The sequence below is a fragment of the Enterobacter sp. LU1 genome, assembly GCF_008271405.2.
GTDB lineage: Bacteria > Pseudomonadota > Gammaproteobacteria > Enterobacterales > Enterobacteriaceae > Enterobacter > Enterobacter hormaechei_C.
Window position 1 is genome coordinate 769,974 of sequence record NZ_CP043438.2, and the last position, 16,187, is coordinate 786,160.

The 16,187-nt window shown below is 55.5% G+C and carries 15 protein-coding genes; 10 read left to right on the forward strand and 5 right to left on the reverse strand.

What is annotated here, in order from left to right:
- The first annotated feature begins 5 nt into the window (after positions 1 to 5).
- The 9 genes from murC to mutT all read left to right on the forward strand — a co-directional run bounded on the left by murC (position 6) and on the right by mutT (position 10,723).
- Positions 6 to 1,481: a UDP-N-acetylmuramate--L-alanine ligase gene (gene murC / locus FZF21_RS03655; RefSeq protein WP_003856345.1), complete on the forward strand. Its 1,476-nt coding sequence runs from the start codon at positions 6 to 8 to the stop codon at positions 1,479 to 1,481.
- A complete protein-coding gene (locus FZF21_RS03660; RefSeq protein WP_032652572.1) occupies positions 1,474 to 2,394 on the forward strand; it encodes a D-alanine--D-alanine ligase in 921 nt (306 codons plus the stop codon). The genes murC and FZF21_RS03660 overlap by 8 nt, the downstream gene beginning before the upstream one ends.
- Before the next feature lies 1 nt (position 2,395).
- Complete coding sequence (gene ftsQ / locus FZF21_RS03665) at positions 2,396 to 3,238, forward strand: cell division protein FtsQ (protein ID WP_003856342.1); 843 nt, start codon at positions 2,396 to 2,398, stop codon at positions 3,236 to 3,238.
- Positions 3,235 to 4,491 (forward strand): cell division protein FtsA, encoded by a 1,257-nt coding sequence (ftsA, locus tag FZF21_RS03670; protein WP_003856340.1) that lies wholly within the window; start codon positions 3,235 to 3,237, stop codon positions 4,489 to 4,491. The genes ftsQ and ftsA overlap by 4 nt, the downstream gene beginning before the upstream one ends.
- Positions 4,492 to 4,554: 63 nt before the next feature.
- Entirely contained in the window at positions 4,555 to 5,706 is a 1,152-nt protein-coding gene (gene ftsZ, locus FZF21_RS03675) for a cell division protein FtsZ (protein ID WP_003856338.1), read from the forward strand.
- 101 nt (positions 5,707 to 5,807) lie between these two features.
- Entirely contained in the window at positions 5,808 to 6,725 is a 918-nt protein-coding gene (lpxC, locus tag FZF21_RS03680; RefSeq protein ID WP_003856337.1) for a UDP-3-O-acyl-N-acetylglucosamine deacetylase, read from the forward strand.
- A gap of 280 nt (positions 6,726 to 7,005) precedes the next feature.
- Positions 7,006 to 7,509 carry a secA translation cis-regulator SecM gene (gene secM / locus FZF21_RS03685; protein ID WP_032103219.1) on the forward strand — a complete coding sequence of 168 codons (504 nt, stop codon included), beginning with the start codon at positions 7,006 to 7,008 and terminating at the stop codon, positions 7,507 to 7,509.
- 58 nt (positions 7,510 to 7,567) lie between these two features.
- Positions 7,568 to 10,273, forward strand: coding sequence for a preprotein translocase subunit SecA (secA, locus tag FZF21_RS03690; RefSeq protein WP_015572673.1), 2,706 nt, complete (start codon positions 7,568 to 7,570; stop codon positions 10,271 to 10,273).
- A gap of 57 nt (positions 10,274 to 10,330) precedes the next feature.
- Positions 10,331 to 10,723, forward strand: coding sequence for an 8-oxo-dGTP diphosphatase MutT (mutT, locus tag FZF21_RS03695; protein ID WP_026080649.1), 393 nt, complete (start codon positions 10,331 to 10,333; stop codon positions 10,721 to 10,723).
- Positions 10,724 to 10,757: 34 nt separating this feature from the next.
- Here the strand turns inward: mutT and yacG are convergent, their stop codons facing one another.
- The 3 genes from yacG to coaE are packed head-to-tail and all read right to left on the reverse strand — an operon-like array spanning position 10,758 to position 12,325.
- The gene (gene yacG / locus FZF21_RS03700; RefSeq protein WP_015572675.1) at positions 10,758 to 10,952 is read right to left on the reverse strand and encodes a DNA gyrase inhibitor YacG; all 195 of its coding nucleotides are present in this window, start codon (positions 10,950 to 10,952) and stop codon (positions 10,758 to 10,760) included.
- Positions 10,953 to 10,961: 9 nt separating this feature from the next.
- Positions 10,962 to 11,705, reverse strand: a complete 744-nt coding sequence (gene zapD / locus FZF21_RS03705; protein WP_017383779.1) for a cell division protein ZapD — start codon at positions 11,703 to 11,705, stop codon at positions 10,962 to 10,964.
- Positions 11,705 to 12,325, reverse strand: coding sequence for a dephospho-CoA kinase (coaE, locus tag FZF21_RS03710; RefSeq protein WP_039271719.1), 621 nt, complete (start codon positions 12,323 to 12,325; stop codon positions 11,705 to 11,707). The genes zapD and coaE overlap by 1 nt, the downstream gene beginning before the upstream one ends.
- A 228-nt stretch (positions 12,326 to 12,553) precedes the next feature.
- Between coaE and FZF21_RS03715 the strand changes: the two genes are divergently transcribed.
- Complete coding sequence (locus tag FZF21_RS03715) at positions 12,554 to 13,597, forward strand: GMP reductase (protein ID WP_017383777.1); 1,044 nt, start codon at positions 12,554 to 12,556, stop codon at positions 13,595 to 13,597.
- A 33-nt stretch (positions 13,598 to 13,630) separates the two neighbouring features.
- Here FZF21_RS03715 and hofC read toward each other — a convergent pair whose 3' ends face one another.
- Positions 13,631 to 14,815: a protein transport protein HofC gene (gene hofC / locus FZF21_RS03720; RefSeq protein ID WP_017694511.1), complete on the reverse strand. Its 1,185-nt coding sequence runs from the start codon at positions 14,813 to 14,815 to the stop codon at positions 13,631 to 13,633.
- Entirely contained in the window at positions 14,805 to 16,184 is a 1,380-nt protein-coding gene (gene gspE, locus FZF21_RS03725; protein ID WP_017694510.1) for a type II secretion system protein GspE, read from the reverse strand. The genes hofC and gspE overlap by 11 nt, the downstream gene beginning before the upstream one ends.
- Positions 16,185 to 16,187 lie beyond the last annotated feature (3 nt).

A 16,187-nucleotide genomic window follows, 5' to 3' on the forward strand; every position in this document is an offset into this window, starting at 1 on the left:
AGAGAATGAATACACAACAACTGGCAAAACTGCGTTCTATCGTGCCCGAGATGCGTCGCGTCCGGCACATTCACTTTGTCGGCATCGGTGGTGCTGGCATGGGCGGTATTGCCGAAGTGTTAGCTAACGAAGGCTATCAGATCAGCGGGTCTGACCTGGCGCCAAACCCTGTTACGCAGCAGCTGGCGTCGCTGGGGGCGACTATCTATTTCAATCATCGCCCGGAAAACGTGAGCGATGCGAGCGTGGTTGTGGTGTCCAGCGCTATCTCCGCGGATAACCCGGAAATCGTTGCGGCGCACGAGGCGCGCATTCCGGTGATCCGTCGCGCGGAAATGCTGGCGGAACTGATGCGTTTTCGTCACGGCATTGCGGTGGCCGGTACGCACGGTAAAACCACCACAACAGCGATGGTCTCCAGCATTTATGCGGAAGCGGGTCTCGACCCGACGTTCGTTAACGGTGGTCTGGTGAAAGCCGCTGGCGTGCATGCGCGTCTGGGCCACAGCCGTTATCTGATTGCGGAAGCGGATGAGAGCGATGCGTCGTTCCTGCATCTACAGCCGATGGTGGCGATCGTCACCAACATCGAAGCTGACCATATGGACACTTACCAGGGCGACTTCGAGAACTTAAAGCAGACCTTTATTAACTTCCTGCACAACCTGCCGTTCTATGGCCGTGCGGTGATGTGCGTGGACGATCCGGTTATTCGCGAGCTGCTGCCGCGCGTCGGGCGTCAAATTACGACCTACGGCTTCAGCGAAGACGCGGATGTACGCGTAGAAGATTACAAGCAGATCGGTGCGCAGGGGCATTTCACCCTCGCGCGTCAGGATAAAGACCTGCTGCATGTCACCCTGAACGCTCCGGGACGTCACAACGCCCTGAATGCGGCAGCGGCGGTGGCTGTTGCGACAGAAGAAGGCATTGACGATGAAGCGATCCTGCGCGCACTGGAGAGCTTCCAGGGGACGGGCCGTCGCTTCGACTTCCTCGGTGAATTCCCGCTGGAGCCGGTAAACGGTAAGCCAGGTTCTGCGATGCTGGTAGACGACTACGGTCACCATCCGACGGAAGTGGACGCAACCATCAAAGCGGCACGCGCGGGTTGGCCGGAAAAGAATCTGGTCATGATCTTCCAGCCGCACCGTTACACGCGTACTCGCGATCTGTATGACGATTTTGCCAACGTCCTTTCGCAGGTCGATACCCTGCTGATGCTGGATGTTTATGCAGCGGGTGAAACTCCGATTCCGGGTGCGGACAGTCGTTCTTTATGTCGTACCATCCGTGGACGCGGTAAAGTGGATCCTATTCTGGTTCCCGACCCGGCGCAGGTGGCTGAAATGCTTGCCCCGGTCCTGACGGGTAACGATCTGATCCTGATTCAGGGCGCGGGAAATATCGGCAAAATCGCCCGTACCTTAGCTGAAATCAAACTGAAGCCGCAAACTCAGGAGGACGAGCGTCATGGCTGATAAGATTGCTGTCCTGTTTGGCGGCACTTCCGCCGAACGCGAGGTTTCTCTGAATTCGGGCGCTGCCGTGCTGGCGGGCCTGCGTGAAGGTGGTGTGGACGCGCATCCGGTTGATCCGAAAGAGGTGGACGTCACGCAGCTGAAAGCGATGGGCTTCGATAAAGCCTTTATCGCGTTGCACGGTCGCGGCGGTGAAGACGGCACGTTGCAGGGGCTGCTGGAGCTGATCGGTATGCCGTACACCGGCAGCGGCGTGATGGCATCCGCCATCTCCATGGATAAACTGCGCAGCAAACTGCTGTGGCAGGGGGCGGGCCTGCCCGTTGCGCCATGGGTTGCACTGACGCGTCGTGAATATGAATTGGGCCTGTCGGACAGCGTTAATACACGCATTGCGGCACTGGGCTTACCGGTTATTGTGAAGCCGAGCCGTGAAGGGTCGAGCGTGGGAATGTCTAAAGTCGATAAAGCTGTAGATTTGGCTGACGCTTTAGCACTGGCATTTCAACATGATGAAGAAGTTCTGATTGAAAAATGGCTTAGCGGGCCGGAATTTACCGTCGCGATGCTTGGCGAAGAAATTTTACCGTCAATTCGCATCCAACCCGCCGGAGTCTTCTATGATTATGAGGCGAAGTATCTCTCTGATGAGACGCAATATTTCTGCCCAGCGGGTCTTGAAGCAGAGCGTGAGGCCGAATTACAGTCTCTGGTGCTTAAAGCCTGGAATGTGCTGGGATGTCGTGGCTGGGGACGCATTGACGTGATGCTTGACGGTGACGGGCAATTTTATCTGCTGGAAGCAAACACGTCTCCGGGTATGACCAGCCATAGCCTTGTGCCGATGGCGGCGCGTCAGGCGGGAATGAGCTTCTCGCAGTTAGTCGTACGTATTCTGGACCAGGCGGGCTGATATGTCTCAGGCTGCATTGAACACGCGCAACCGCGATGACGAAGAAGAATACTCCTCTTCGCGCCGGAGTAATGGAACGCGTCTTGCAGGGATCATCTTCCTGCTCGGGGTGCTGTGCACCGTGTTTATCAGCGGCTGGATGGTGCTGGGCTGGATGGAAGACGCGCAGCGGTTGCCGCTGTCGAAGCTGGTGGTGACCGGGGAGCGACACTACACGCGTAACGATGACATTCGCCAGTCGATTCTGGCGCTTGGGTCGCCTGGCACCTTTATGACGCAGGACGTCAACATTATCCAGAGTCAGATTGAACGTCTGCCGTGGATAAAACAGGCGAGTGTCAGAAAACAATGGCCTGATGAATTGAAGATTCATCTGGTTGAATATGTGCCGATTGCGCGTTGGAATGATCAGCATATGGTTGACGTAGACGGAAATTCGTTCAGCGTCCCGAGCGATCGTGTCAACAAGCAGAATTTACCGATGTTGTATGGCCCGGAAGGCAGCGAAAACGAAGTATTGCAGGGTTTTCGTGAGATGGGGCAGGTGCTGGCTAAGGATCGCTTTACGTTAAAAGATGCTGCGATGACGGCGCGCCGTTCCTGGCAGTTGACCCTAACGAATGGCATTAAGCTCAATCTTGGCCGCGGCGACACAATGAAACGTCTGGCGCGTTTTGTAGAACTTTACCCGGTTTTACAGCAGCAGGCGCAGACGGATGGCAAACGGATAAGCTACGTTGATTTGCGCTATGACTCAGGCGCAGCAGTCGGTTGGGAGCCGGCTCCGGTCGAGGAACCTAATCAGCAACAAAATCAGGCACAGGTACAGGCAGAACAACAATGATCAAGTCGACGGACAGAAAATTGGTAGTAGGACTGGAGATTGGCACCGCGAAGGTTGCCGCTTTGGTAGGGGAAGTTCTGCCCGACGGTATGGTCAATATCATTGGCGTGGGCAGCTGCCCCTCCCGTGGTATGGATAAAGGTGGGGTAAACGACCTTGAGTCGGTGGTGAAATGCGTTCAGCGCGCCATCGACCAGGCTGAATTGATGGCAGATTGCCAGATTTCCTCTGTCTATCTGGCCCTGTCTGGTAAGCACATCAGCTGCCAGAATGAAATCGGTATGGTGCCGATTTCTGAAGAAGAGGTGACGCAGGAAGACGTTGAGAACGTTGTCCACACGGCGAAATCCGTGCGTGTTCGCGACGAGCACCGTGTGCTGCATGTGATCCCGCAGGAATACGCGATCGACTACCAGGAAGGCATCAAGAATCCGGTCGGTCTCTCGGGCGTGCGTATGCAGGCAAAAGTGCACCTGATCACATGTCACAACGATATGGCGAAGAACATTGTAAAAGCCGTTGAACGTTGTGGCCTGAAAGTTGACCAACTCATTTTCGCCGGTCTTGCCGCGAGCTATTCCGTGCTGACCGAAGACGAACGTGAACTGGGCGTCTGTGTGGTCGATATTGGTGGTGGTACAATGGACATGGCCGTCTATACCGGCGGTGCGTTACGCCACACCAAAGTGATCCCGTACGCCGGGAATGTGGTGACCAGCGATATCGCTTACGCCTTTGGTACGCCACCGAGCGATGCAGAGGCGATTAAAGTGCGCCATGGTTGCGCGCTGGGCTCTATCGTCGGCAAAGACGAGAGCGTTGAAGTGCCGAGCGTAGGCGGGCGACCGCCGCGCAGCCTGCAACGCCAGACGCTGGCAGAGGTGATTGAGCCGCGTTATACCGAGCTGCTCAACCTGGTCAACGAAGAGATTTTGCAGTTACAGGAACAGCTTCGCCAGCAGGGTGTGAAACATCATCTCGCGGCGGGGATTGTATTAACCGGCGGGGCAGCGCAAATTGAAGGTCTTGCGGCCTGCGCTCAGCGCGTGTTCCATACGCAGGTGCGTATTGGTGCGCCGCTGAATATTACCGGTTTAACGGATTACGCTCAGGAGCCGTATTACTCAACGGCCGTGGGCCTGCTGCACTACGGGAAAGAATCCCATTTGAGTGGTGAAGCAGAAGTGGAAAAACGCGTCTCGGTGGGGTCTTGGGTCAAACGACTTAACACCTGGTTGCGAAAAGAGTTTTAATTTTTTTAAGAGACCGGAGAGAATTAGCGGTCTCGGGCGACAGGCACAACGGAGAGAGAGATTATGTTTGAACCTATGGAATTAACCAACGACGCGGTGATTAAAGTCATCGGCGTCGGTGGCGGCGGCGGTAATGCCGTAGAGCACATGGTGCGCGAGCGCATCGAAGGTGTTGAATTCTTCGCGGTGAACACCGATGCGCAGGCGCTGCGTAAAACGGCTGTTGGCCAGACGATTCAGATCGGTGGTGGCATCACCAAAGGTCTGGGAGCAGGGGCTAACCCGGAAGTGGGCCGCAACGCGGCAGAAGAAGATCGTGAAGCGCTGCGCGCTGCACTGGACGGTGCAGACATGGTCTTCATCGCAGCGGGTATGGGCGGCGGTACAGGTACCGGTGCAGCACCCGTTGTGGCGGAAGTCGCTAAAGATTTAGGTATTCTGACCGTTGCTGTCGTGACCAAGCCTTTCAACTTTGAAGGTAAGAAGCGTATGGCTTTCGCGGAGCAGGGTATCACCGAGCTGTCCAAGCACGTGGACTCTCTGATTACCATCCCGAACGACAAGCTGCTGAAAGTGCTGGGTCGCGGTATCTCTCTGCTGGACGCCTTTGGCGCGGCAAACGACGTGCTGAAAGGCGCGGTTCAGGGTATTGCTGAACTGATTACCCGTCCAGGTCTTATGAACGTTGACTTTGCAGACGTTCGCACCGTGATGTCCGAGATGGGCTACGCGATGATGGGCTCTGGCGTGGCGAGCGGCGAAGACCGTGCGGAAGAAGCCGCTGAAATGGCGATCTCTTCTCCACTGCTGGAAGATATCGATCTGTCTGGTGCGCGCGGCGTGCTGGTCAACATTACCGCTGGCTTTGACCTGCGTCTGGATGAGTTCGAAACCGTGGGTAACACCATCCGTGCGTTCGCCTCTGACAACGCGACCGTCGTTATCGGTACGTCCCTTGATCCGGAAATGAACGACGAACTGCGTGTGACCGTTGTGGCCACCGGTATCGGTATGGACAAGCGTCCTGAGATCACCCTGGTGACCAACAAACAGACTCAGCAGCCGGTTATGGATCGTTACCAGCAGCACGGTATGGCGCCTCTGACTCAGGAGCAAAAACCCGCTGCGAAAGTGGTGAACGACCCGACTCCACAAACGGCAAAAGAGCCAGATTATCTGGATATCCCGGCGTTCCTGCGTAAGCAAGCTGACTAAGAATTGGCTGGAATTTGGGGATTTGCGCTCTTTGTGCTAAACTGGCCCACCGTTAGTGATATACACTCTCGGTTGGATAGTTAATTTGGCGAGATTATACGATGATCAAACAAAGGACACTTAAACGTATCGTTCAGGCGACGGGTGTCGGTTTACATACCGGCAAGAAAGTCACACTGACGTTACGCCCTGCGCCGGCCAATACCGGGGTCATCTATCGTCGCACCGACTTGAATCCACCGGTAGATTTTCCGGCCGATGCCAAATCTGTGCGTGATACTATGCTCTGTACTTGTCTGGTGAACGAGCATGACGTGCGGATTTCTACCGTAGAGCACCTGAACGCCGCCCTGGCGGGTCTGGGTATCGACAACATTATGGTTGAAGTCGATGCACCAGAAATCCCGATTATGGACGGGAGTGCTGCTCCGTTCGTTTATTTGTTGCTGGATGCCGGCATCGAAGAACTGAACTGCGCGAAGAAATTTGTTCGCATTAAAGAGACCGTTCGCGTCGAAGATGGCGACAAATGGGCTGAATTCAAACCGTACAATGGTTTCTCGTTGGACTTCACCATCGATTTTAATCATCCGGCGATTGACTCCAGCACCCAGCGCTATGCGATGAACTTCTCTGCGGATGCGTTCATGCGTCAGATCAGCCGAGCACGTACCTTCGGCTTTATGCGTGATATCGAATATCTGCAATCCCGCGGCCTGTGCCTGGGCGGCAGCTTCGATTGTGCCATCGTTGTTGACGATTATCGCGTACTGAACGAAGACGGCCTGCGTTTTGAAGATGAATTTGTTCGTCACAAAATGCTGGACGCGATCGGCGACCTCTTCATGTGTGGTCACAACATCATTGGTGCCTTTACCGCGTTTAAATCCGGTCATGCACTGAACAACAAACTGTTGCAGGCCGTCCTGGCAAAACAGGAAGCCTGGGAATATGTGACCTTCGAAGACGAAGCTGAACTGCCGCTGGCGTTCAAAGCCCCGACTATGGTCCTGGCGTAACGGTTAAAGCCGTTTCGTAAGAAAAGCGACTGGTTCACCTGGTACTCTCTCCGACCAGGGAAGCCAGTCGTTTTTATTTCTGCCCTTCTTTAATTTGTCCCCCTCACCCCTGGCCTGTGTCGGGTGCCGAATAACGGTGTGTTCGCTGCATTATTGACCGTTTTTACCTGCTGCAAGGTGTCATTCCTGCTGCCGTGTATTGGCTTTAGTGGTAATATCTGGGCGCTAAAAAAGAATAACTGAACTCAGCCTGCACTGGCGGGCGAACGTGGTGGAGCAAGTGAGCGGAATACTGACGCGCTGGCGACAATTTGGCAGACGTTACTTCTGGCCGCATCTCTTATTGGGGATGGTCGCGGCGAGTTTCGGCTTGCCTGTGCTCAGCAACAGCGCAGACGCGGCCACGCCAGCACGTTCCACGACGACCAAACACGATCTCACCACGCGGGTTAACTTCACTAATCTCGCATGGCTTGAAGCCAGCCGTCGTCCCAATTTCTCCGTTGATTACTGGCAGCAGCACGCGATTCGCACGGTTATCCGCCATCTGTCATTCGCGATGGCGCCGCAGACGATGCCTGTTGCGGAAGAAACGCTGCCGGTTCAGGCTCAGCATCTTGCCCTGCTCGATACGCTTAATGCGCTTCTGACGCAGGACAACCAGCCGCCAGTGACCGTAAATCAGACGGCGCAAACGGATTTTGTTTCCCCTGCATCCTTCTCTGTTTCGACATGGATTAGCCAGGTTCACGGCATCCGTGCCGGGCCTCAACGCCTCAGCTAAATTAACCTTTTTCAATACCTTAATTTATCTGCCCGACTGGGGCGTTTGAGAATTTATTATGCTAATCAAATTGTTAACCAAAGTTTTTGGTAGTCGTAACGATCGTACCCTGCGCCGCATGCGCAAAGCTGTGAACGTCATCAACGGTATGGAACCGGCGATGGAGAAGCTCACTGATGATGAGCTGAAAGCGAAAACCGCGGAGTTCCGTGCGCGTCTGGAGAAAGGTGAAACCTTAGAAAGCCTGATCCCGGAAGCCTTCGCCGTTGTACGTGAGGCCAGTAAACGCGTGTTCGGCATGCGTCACTTCGACGTGCAGCTGCTGGGCGGGATGGTGCTCAACGAGCGCTGCATCGCGGAAATGCGTACCGGTGAAGGTAAAACCCTGACGGCAACGCTGCCGGCTTACCTGAATGCGCTGACGGGTAAGGGCGTTCACGTTGTTACCGTCAACGACTATCTGGCGCAGCGCGACGCAGAAAACAACCGTCCACTGTTCGAATTCCTCGGCATGACCGTGGGCATTAACATGTCCGGCCTGCCGGCACCTGCCAAGCGTGAAGCCTATAACGCGGATATCACCTACGGCACCAACAACGAATACGGCTTCGACTACCTGCGTGACAACATGGCGTTCAGCCCGGAAGAGCGCGTCCAGCGTAAACTGCACTATGCGCTGGTGGATGAGGTTGACTCCATTCTGATCGATGAAGCGCGTACCCCGCTGATCATCTCCGGCCCGGCCGAAGACAGCTCCGAGATGTACCGTAAAGTCGACAAAATCATTCCTCACCTGCTGCGTCAGGAGAAAGAAGACTCCGATACCTTCCAGGGTGAAGGTCACTTCTCCGTGGATGAAAAAGCGCGTCAGGTCAACCTGACCGAACGCGGCCTGGTGAAAATCGAAGAGTTGCTGGTGGCTGAAGGCATTATGGAAGAGGGCGAGTCTCTGTACTCCCCGAGCAACATCATGCTGATGCACCACGTAACGGCCGCACTGCGCGCGCACGCCCTGTTCACCCGCGACGTTGACTACATCGTTAAAGACGGCGAAGTCATCATCGTCGATGAACACACCGGCCGTACCATGCAGGGACGTCGCTGGTCCGATGGCCTGCACCAGGCCGTGGAAGCGAAAGAAGGCGTGGATATTCAAAACGAAAACCAGACGCTGGCATCCATCACCTTCCAGAACTACTTCCGTCTGTACGAGAAGCTGGCGGGGATGACCGGTACCGCAGATACCGAAGCGTTTGAGTTCAGCTCCATCTATAAGCTGGATACCGTGGTAGTACCTACCAACCGTCCGATGATCCGTAAGGATATGCCGGACCTGGTATACATGACTGAAGCGGAAAAAATTCAGGCGATCATTGAAGATATTCGCGAACGTACCGCGAAGGGCCAGCCGGTACTTGTGGGGACCATCTCCATCGAGAAATCCGAAGTGGTATCTAACGAGCTGACCAAAGCAGGCATCAAACACAACGTTCTGAACGCCAAGTTCCACGCTAAAGAAGCAGATATCGTTGCGCAGGCCGGTTACCCGGCTGCCGTAACCATCGCCACCAACATGGCGGGTCGTGGTACCGATATTATGCTCGGCGGTAGCTGGCAGGCCGAAGTGGCGGAGCTGGAAAACCCAACCCCAGAGCAAATCGCGCAGATCAAAGCCGACTGGCAGGTGCGTCACGACGCGGTGCTGGCATCCGGTGGTCTGCACATCATTGGTACCGAGCGTCATGAATCTCGTCGTATCGATAACCAGCTGCGCGGTCGTGCAGGTCGTCAGGGTGATGCCGGTTCTTCCCGCTTCTATCTGTCTATGGAAGATGCGCTGATGCGTATTTTCGCCTCTGACCGTGTGTCCGGCATGATGCGTAAACTGGGCATGAAACCTGGCGAAGCGATCGAGCACCCGTGGGTTACCAAAGCGATTGCCAACGCCCAGCGTAAAGTAGAAAGCCGCAACTTCGATATTCGTAAGCAGCTGCTGGAATATGATGACGTTGCCAACGACCAGCGTCGTGCGATCTACACCCAGCGTAACGAACTGCTGGACGTATCCGACGTGAGCGAAACCATCAACAGCATTCGCGAAGATGTGTTCAAAGCCACTATCGACGCGCACATTCCGCCGCAGTCTCTGGAAGAGATGTGGGATATCGAAGGTTTGCAGGAACGTCTGAAAAACGACTTCGATCTCGAACTGCCAATCAAAGAGTGGCTGGACAAAGAGCCTGAGCTGCACGAAGAGACCCTTCGCGAGCGTATCTACGAAACCGCGCTGGACGTCTACAAGCGTAAGGAAGAAGTGGTTGGCGCAGAGATGATGCGTCACTTCGAGAAAGGCGTAATGTTGCAGACCCTGGACTCCCTGTGGAAAGAGCACCTGGCGGCAATGGACTACCTGCGTCAGGGTATCCATCTGCGTGGTTATGCGCAGAAAGATCCGAAGCAGGAGTACAAGCGTGAATCCTTCTCCATGTTTGCTGCCATGCTGGAGTCGCTGAAGTATGAAGTCATCAGCACCCTGAGCAAAGTTCAGGTGCGTATGCCGGAAGAAGTGGAAGCGATGGAGCAGCAGCGTCGTGAAGAAGCTGAGCGTCTGGCACAGATGCAGCAGTTGAGCCATCAGACCGATGAGAGCGAAGCCGCAGCGGCAATCGCAGCGCAGACGGGCGATCGTAAAGTCGGTCGTAACGATCCGTGCCCATGCGGTTCCGGCAAAAAATACAAGGCGTGCCACGGCCGCCTGAGCTAAGAACATAACAAACCGAAAAGGCGCAGATATCTGCGCCTTTTTTATGGAAGTGACATGATGAAAACACTGCAAATTGCTGTCGGGATCATTCGCAACCCGCAAAATCAGATCTTCATTACCCAACGTGCCGCCGATGCGCACATGGCCAACAAATGGGAATTCCCCGGCGGAAAAATCGAATCAGGTGAAACGCCGGAGCAGGCGCTGGTGCGTGAGCTTCAGGAAGAGGTGGGGATCACCCCGCTTGGCGCAACGCTGTTCGATAAGCTGGAGTACCAGTTTCCGGATCGTCACATCACGCTGTGGTTCTGGCTGGTTGAAAACTGGGAAGGTGAGCCGTGGGGAAAAGAGGGGCAGCCGGGTAACTGGATTGAGCTTCAGGCCAGCGATGCGGAAAAATTCCCGCCTGCCAATGAGCCTGTGATCCTCCGGCTGGCCGCACAACCGTAGGCCTGCTAAGCGAAGCGCCAGCAGGCTTTGAACGTTACTGCTGGTTTTCGCTCCAGTCATCGCTATCCGAGAGATCGCCTTCGCTCGGAATGCGTTTCTCTTCCGCCGCCCATTCGCCCAGGTCTATAAGCTGACAGCGCTTACAGCAGAATGGGCGAAATGGACTTACGTCTCCCCAGACGACAGTTTTCCCACAGGTTGGGCAGTTTACGGTGGTTACGTCAGACATTGGCACTCCTTAACAACAGGCCAGTTCAAAATCGAGGCGTTCCGGCACGGTGCCATGTTCACTGTCCAGCGGCATAAAGCGGATCGCGAAACGGCTTTTATGCCCGGAAATTTGCGGGTAAAGCTGCTCGCCAAGAGACAGGTTCAGGCGCAGAAGATCGGCGTCGTCGCCGTTATCCTGATAGAAACCGTTGAGACTGGTTTGTTTGCGGAACGGGGCAGAGTTACGCACAAGATCGAGGATCAGGGATAACGTCTGATTCATCGGCTCCAGGCTGCCCAGCCAGCTGTTCACCTGGCGATCGCGCTGTTCCTGCGGCATGTGCAGCCACATATGCAGCGTTGGCAGGTCAAAGCTACAGCATCCGCCCGGTATGCTCAGGCGCTGGCGCACCAGCGCAATCAGACGATCCTCTCGTAAAAACTGGCCAACGCGCGGCGCGGCCATCAGGGTCGTGCTGCTGTTTTTTAGCTGCTTGCGTAAAGCGTCAATTCGACTTTGATCCACGCCCGGTACTTCGGCCCAGGCCTGTAATTTACGCTGCTGGCGCTCCAGCTCTTTCAACAGCTCAGTGCGGACGTCGCCGCGTTCAATCACATCCAGCAGATCGCCCACGTTGCGGAAAAAATGCAGCGCGGTGGCGTGATCGTTGACAGGCAGATGTTGTGAAAGCTGTTGAATAAGAAATTCTATGCGTAGCCAGGTACGCATTTTTTCGTTAAGCGGGTGCTCAAAAAGGATATGAGTCGACATTATGGTTTTTCCTGTGCAACGGCCTGCGCGGCGAAGGTCAGATACTGCGCGTGCAGACGAGCAACATCCGATGCAATGGCATCTGGTGCGCCGTTATTATCAATAACATCATCCGCAATGGCGAGGCGCGCTTCGCGCGTGGCCTGTGCGGCAAGAATTTGTTCAGCATGCTCGCGTGAAACATGGTCACGCGCCATGGTTCTCTGGATTTGCGTTTCGCGGGAAACGTCAATCACCAGCGTTCTGTCTGCTTTATTTTGAAGCTGATTTTCCACCAGTAACGGGACCACCCACAACACATAGGGCGAACTGGCTGCGGCAATCTGACGCTGAGTTTCCTGGTGGATAATGGGGTGGAGCAGGGCATTAAGCCAGGCTTTTTCCGCTGGAACGGAAAATATGCACTCACGCAGCTGCCGACGATTCAGGGTGCCGTCAGCCTGTATCACACGGCGACCAAAATGCGCTTCGATGGCGTTTAAGGCGGGTGTATTGGGTTCTACCACCTGACGGGCAATGATATCGGCGTCGATAATCGTGATGCCGAGACGAGCAAACGCATGCGCAACGGTGCTTTTACCACTACCGATGCCGCCGGTTAATGCGACGATATACCCCATTAAATCAGATCCTGGGAATTATTCAGTTTTAAAATCAGTTGCTTAAAATTCAAACTTACAACAGCCAATGTTTAGCTCTCTTTACCCGCTTTTTACCAGGTAAATTTATAGGATTGTAGCGTAAAAAAAGAGAATTTCGCAGTCTTGCGGAGCAGGTATTAGTGCGTATGATAGCGTCACTGGAGTTGTGCTTTTAATATATTTGTCTCTAACCCCAGGAATCCGCACATGCGTATCGAAGAAGATCTGAAGTTAGGTTTCAAAGACGTTCTTATCCGCCCTAAACGCTCTACACTGAAAAGTCGCTCAGACGTTGAACTCGAACGTCAATTCACCTTTAAGCATTCCGGTCAGACGTGGTCTGGCGTGCCGATTATCGCGGCCAACATGGATACCGTCGGGACCTTCGAGATGGCGACCGCACTGGCGCAATTCGACATCCTTACTGCGGTACACAAACACTACAGCGCTGAAGAGTGGGATGCGTTTGTCGCCTCCGCCTCGGCTGACGTGGTGAAGCATGTGATGGTCTCGACCGGTACCTCTGATGCAGATTTCGAGAAAACCAAACAGATCCTGAACGCCAATCCAGCGCTGAATTTTGTCTGCATTGACGTGGCAAATGGTTATTCCGAGCATTTCGTTCAGTTCGTCAGCAAGGCACGTGAGGCCTGGCCAACCAAAACCATCATCGCGGGCAACGTGGTGACCGGTGAAATGTGTGAAGAGCTGATCCTCTCCGGGGCCGACATTGTAAAAGTTGGCATTGGCCCGGGGTCCGTTTGCACCACGCGCGTGAAAACCGGTGTGGGTTATCCGCAGCTGTCTGCGGTAATTGAATGCGCTGACGCTGCGCACGGTCTGGGCGGCCAGATCATCAGCGACGGTGGCTGCACCATGCCAGGCGATGTCGCGAAAGCCTTCGGCGGCGGCGCGGATTTCGTGATGCTCGGCGGCATGCTGGCAGGCCACGAAGAGAGCGGCGGTACCGTGGTGGAAGAGAACGGCGAGAAATTCATGCTGTTCTACGGAATGAGCTCTGAATCCGCGATGACCCGTCACGTGGGCGGTGTCGCGAAATACCGTGCGGCGGAAGGCAAAACCGTTAAGCTGCCACTGCGCGGCCCGGTCGAAAACACGGCGCGCGATATCCTCGGCGGTCTGCGTTCTGCCTGCACCTACGTTGGTGCTTCCCGCCTGAAAGAGCTGACGAAACGCACGACGTTTATCCGCGTTCAGGAGCAGGAAAACCGCGTATTTAATAGCCTCTGACGGCTACGGCTGGCGCGCGTCCGTGCGCCAGCGTTACCCCGCGCTCATTGCATCCCCCAGATGGAAAATCGGCAGATACATTGCCACCACCAGCGTGCCGATAATCAGACCCGTCACGACCAGTAGCAAAGGCTCAAGAAGCGCCGCCAGATTGTCTGCCTGCTGAAATGTCTGTTCCGTATGGTGGCGGGCCAGATTCATCAGCATCACATCCAGTGAACCCGACACTTCTCCGGTGCGAATGAGCTGAATACACAGTGGCGTAAAAACAGAGGCCTTCTGGAAGGAGGACCACACGGGCATCCCCTGTTCGATATCGCTGCGTATCTCACGGAGTTTCTCCTGCCAGTAGCCCCTCTCAACGGTCTCCTCCACACTCTCCAGTCCTTGTAAAAAGGCAATTCCGGCCTGCTGGGTTAATGACAGCACGGTAAAAATCTGCCCCAGTTTTTGCCCGCGCGTCAGCGTGCCCATCACCGGTACGTGTAACAAGACATACTGCCAGCGTGGATGCCGCCGCAGCTTACAGGCGATGACAACCATTGCCACGAGCAGGGTCAAAAGGGTGAGGATATGCGCCTGAACCAAGGCCGCCAGCCCCATGACTGCCTGCGTGAGCAAAGGGAGCGGGGTGTTGAACGTTTTGTAGATTGCAGCAAACTCAGGCAAAACCAGCGTGACCATCGCCAGCACCACGAAAACGGCCAGCGTCAGGATGATCAGCGGATAGCGCAGCGCTTTCTTCACCTTCGCACTAAGCTGCTGCTGGGATTTTTGTTGCTGCGCAAGCTGACGGCAGCAGGCTTCGAGCTTACCCGTCAGCTCACCCGTCTTCACCATTGAGACATAAAGAGGGCTAAACACCTCTGGCCATTTCTTCATGGCCTCTGACAGGGCGCAACCTTCGCTCAGGTCATCAGCAAGACTGTGCAGCAGCGCCTGCCAGTGCTGCAAAGGATGCTGTTCCGCCAGCATGTGCAGGCTTTGGGATAGCGTGAGTCCAGCCTGTAGCAGCGTGGCGAGCTGGCGAAAAATATCGTAGCAGTGCTGCACCTGCCATCGGTGGCGCTGCTGACAGCGTTTTAGCGCCAGCGGGTGCAGTTGTTTAAGCACCAGAGCCGTGTAAGCTGCGTCACGGTCGATGGCCCAGAGGGTGCCGGTTTGCACCTCCCCCTCGGTGTTCAGGGCACGCCAGCGCCAGAGCGAATTAGCAGCCATCGGGCATTCCCAGGACGCGCAACAGCTCTTCGAGCGTGGTCAGCCCTTGTTCTACGGCCATGCAGCCATGCTCAAACAAAGAGGTCATTCCCGCCTGACGAGCGCTGGACCCAATCACCTCCGTGCTTGCTCCGCTGGCGATGGCCTGCCGCAGCGTGTCGTCGATGACGAGCACTTCAAAAATGGCTACGCGACCATAAAAACCGTGGTAGCAGCGATCGCAGCCGGTGGGTTGCCAGCGAGGAAGCGGCCGGGGCCACAGCGTGCGGGGTAATTCGGTGTGGCGGCTGGCTTCCTGTCGGCAGTACGGACATAAACGGCGCACCAGTCGCTGGGCAATCACCATCGAGAGCGCCGAAGAGATCATCCAGCGCGCGACGCCCATCTGTTGCAGCCGTACCAGCGTTTCAGTCGTCGAATTAGTATGGAGGGTGGACAGCACCAGATGCCCGGTTTGCGCCGCCTTAATGGCAATTTCTGCCGTTTCGCCGTCACGAATTTCACCCACCATAATGATGTCAGGATCCTGCCTGAGCAGGGCACGCAGCACGCTCTGAAAGGTCAGCCCCGCGCGCGGATTAATCTGTGTCTGGTTTAAGCCTGCAAGCGGGATTTCAACGGGATCTTCCACGCTGCAAATATTGACGTCAGGGGTATTTCGCGCCTGTAACGCGCTGTACAGCGTCACCGTTTTCCCGCTACCGGTCGGGCCGGTGACCAGAATCAACCCCTGAGGGCTGTTAAGCGCCCCGGCAAAACGGGCCTGCTGGTCTGCGCTCATCCCCAGCTGTTCAAGCTCCAGTGCCTGCTGTACCTGGTGAAGCAGACGAAGCACGATTTTTTCTCCGCCGCTACAGGGAAGGGTTGCGATACGAAAAGATACGGGGATGCTTGCCAGCTCCACCGTAAACTGGCCGTCCTGCGGCAGGCGGCGCTCCGCAATATCCAGTTGACCCAGCACCTTCAGGCGTGCGGCAAGCGTCGTCCCGAGGGCGGCAGAGATCGGCGGTTGCGGGTAGAGAACACCGTCGATTCGCAAACGGATCTGGTAGCCGTGCTCCGTCGGTTCAATATGGATGTCAGAAGCCCGCTGGTTTACTGCCTGCTGCAACGTTGTACTGAGCACGTCAGCGGCTGAGTTTGGCGCTATGCCCGGCAGGTGTGATGATGAGACGGACTGAAGCCGTTTTTCCATCCGTTCTGCCGTCCAGCACTCAATATCAATACGCTTCTGCGTGGCGAAGCGTAACGCTTCCATCAGCTCAGAGGCAGGATTACCCACCACCGCAATGCTGATCATATCGGCGTCGCTTGCGAGTAGCAGTGCGTGATGGCGCTGACAGAGCGTCATTAGCTGTTCGGTATTCATTGT

Excerpts from the sequence above, each read along its gene's own strand:
- murC (WP_003856345.1), top strand. The coding sequence starts at position 6 with ATGAATACACAACAACTGGCAAAACTGCGTTCTATCGTGCCCGAGATG.
- FZF21_RS03660 (WP_032652572.1), top strand. The coding sequence starts at position 1,474 with ATGGCTGATAAGATTGCTGTCCTGTTTGGCGGCACTTCCGCCGAACGC.
- ftsQ (WP_003856342.1), top strand. The coding sequence starts at position 2,396 with ATGTCTCAGGCTGCATTGAACACGCGCAACCGCGATGACGAAGAAGAA.
- ftsA (WP_003856340.1), top strand. The coding sequence starts at position 3,235 with ATGATCAAGTCGACGGACAGAAAATTGGTAGTAGGACTGGAGATTGGC.
- ftsZ (WP_003856338.1), top strand. The coding sequence starts at position 4,555 with ATGTTTGAACCTATGGAATTAACCAACGACGCGGTGATTAAAGTCATC.
- lpxC (WP_003856337.1), top strand. The coding sequence starts at position 5,808 with ATGATCAAACAAAGGACACTTAAACGTATCGTTCAGGCGACGGGTGTC.
- secA (WP_015572673.1), top strand. The coding sequence starts at position 7,568 with ATGCTAATCAAATTGTTAACCAAAGTTTTTGGTAGTCGTAACGATCGT.
- mutT (WP_026080649.1), top strand. The coding sequence starts at position 10,331 with ATGAAAACACTGCAAATTGCTGTCGGGATCATTCGCAACCCGCAAAAT.
- yacG (WP_015572675.1), bottom strand. The coding sequence starts at position 10,952 with ATGTCTGACGTAACCACCGTAAACTGCCCAACCTGTGGGAAAACTGTC.
- zapD (WP_017383779.1), bottom strand. The coding sequence starts at position 11,705 with ATGTCGACTCATATCCTTTTTGAGCACCCGCTTAACGAAAAAATGCGT.
- coaE (WP_039271719.1), bottom strand. The coding sequence starts at position 12,325 with ATGGGGTATATCGTCGCATTAACCGGCGGCATCGGTAGTGGTAAAAGC.
- FZF21_RS03715 (WP_017383777.1), top strand. The coding sequence starts at position 12,554 with ATGCGTATCGAAGAAGATCTGAAGTTAGGTTTCAAAGACGTTCTTATC.
- hofC (WP_017694511.1), bottom strand. The coding sequence starts at position 14,815 with ATGGCTGCTAATTCGCTCTGGCGCTGGCGTGCCCTGAACACCGAGGGG.
- gspE (WP_017694510.1), bottom strand. The coding sequence starts at position 16,184 with ATGAATACCGAACAGCTAATGACGCTCTGTCAGCGCCATCACGCACTG.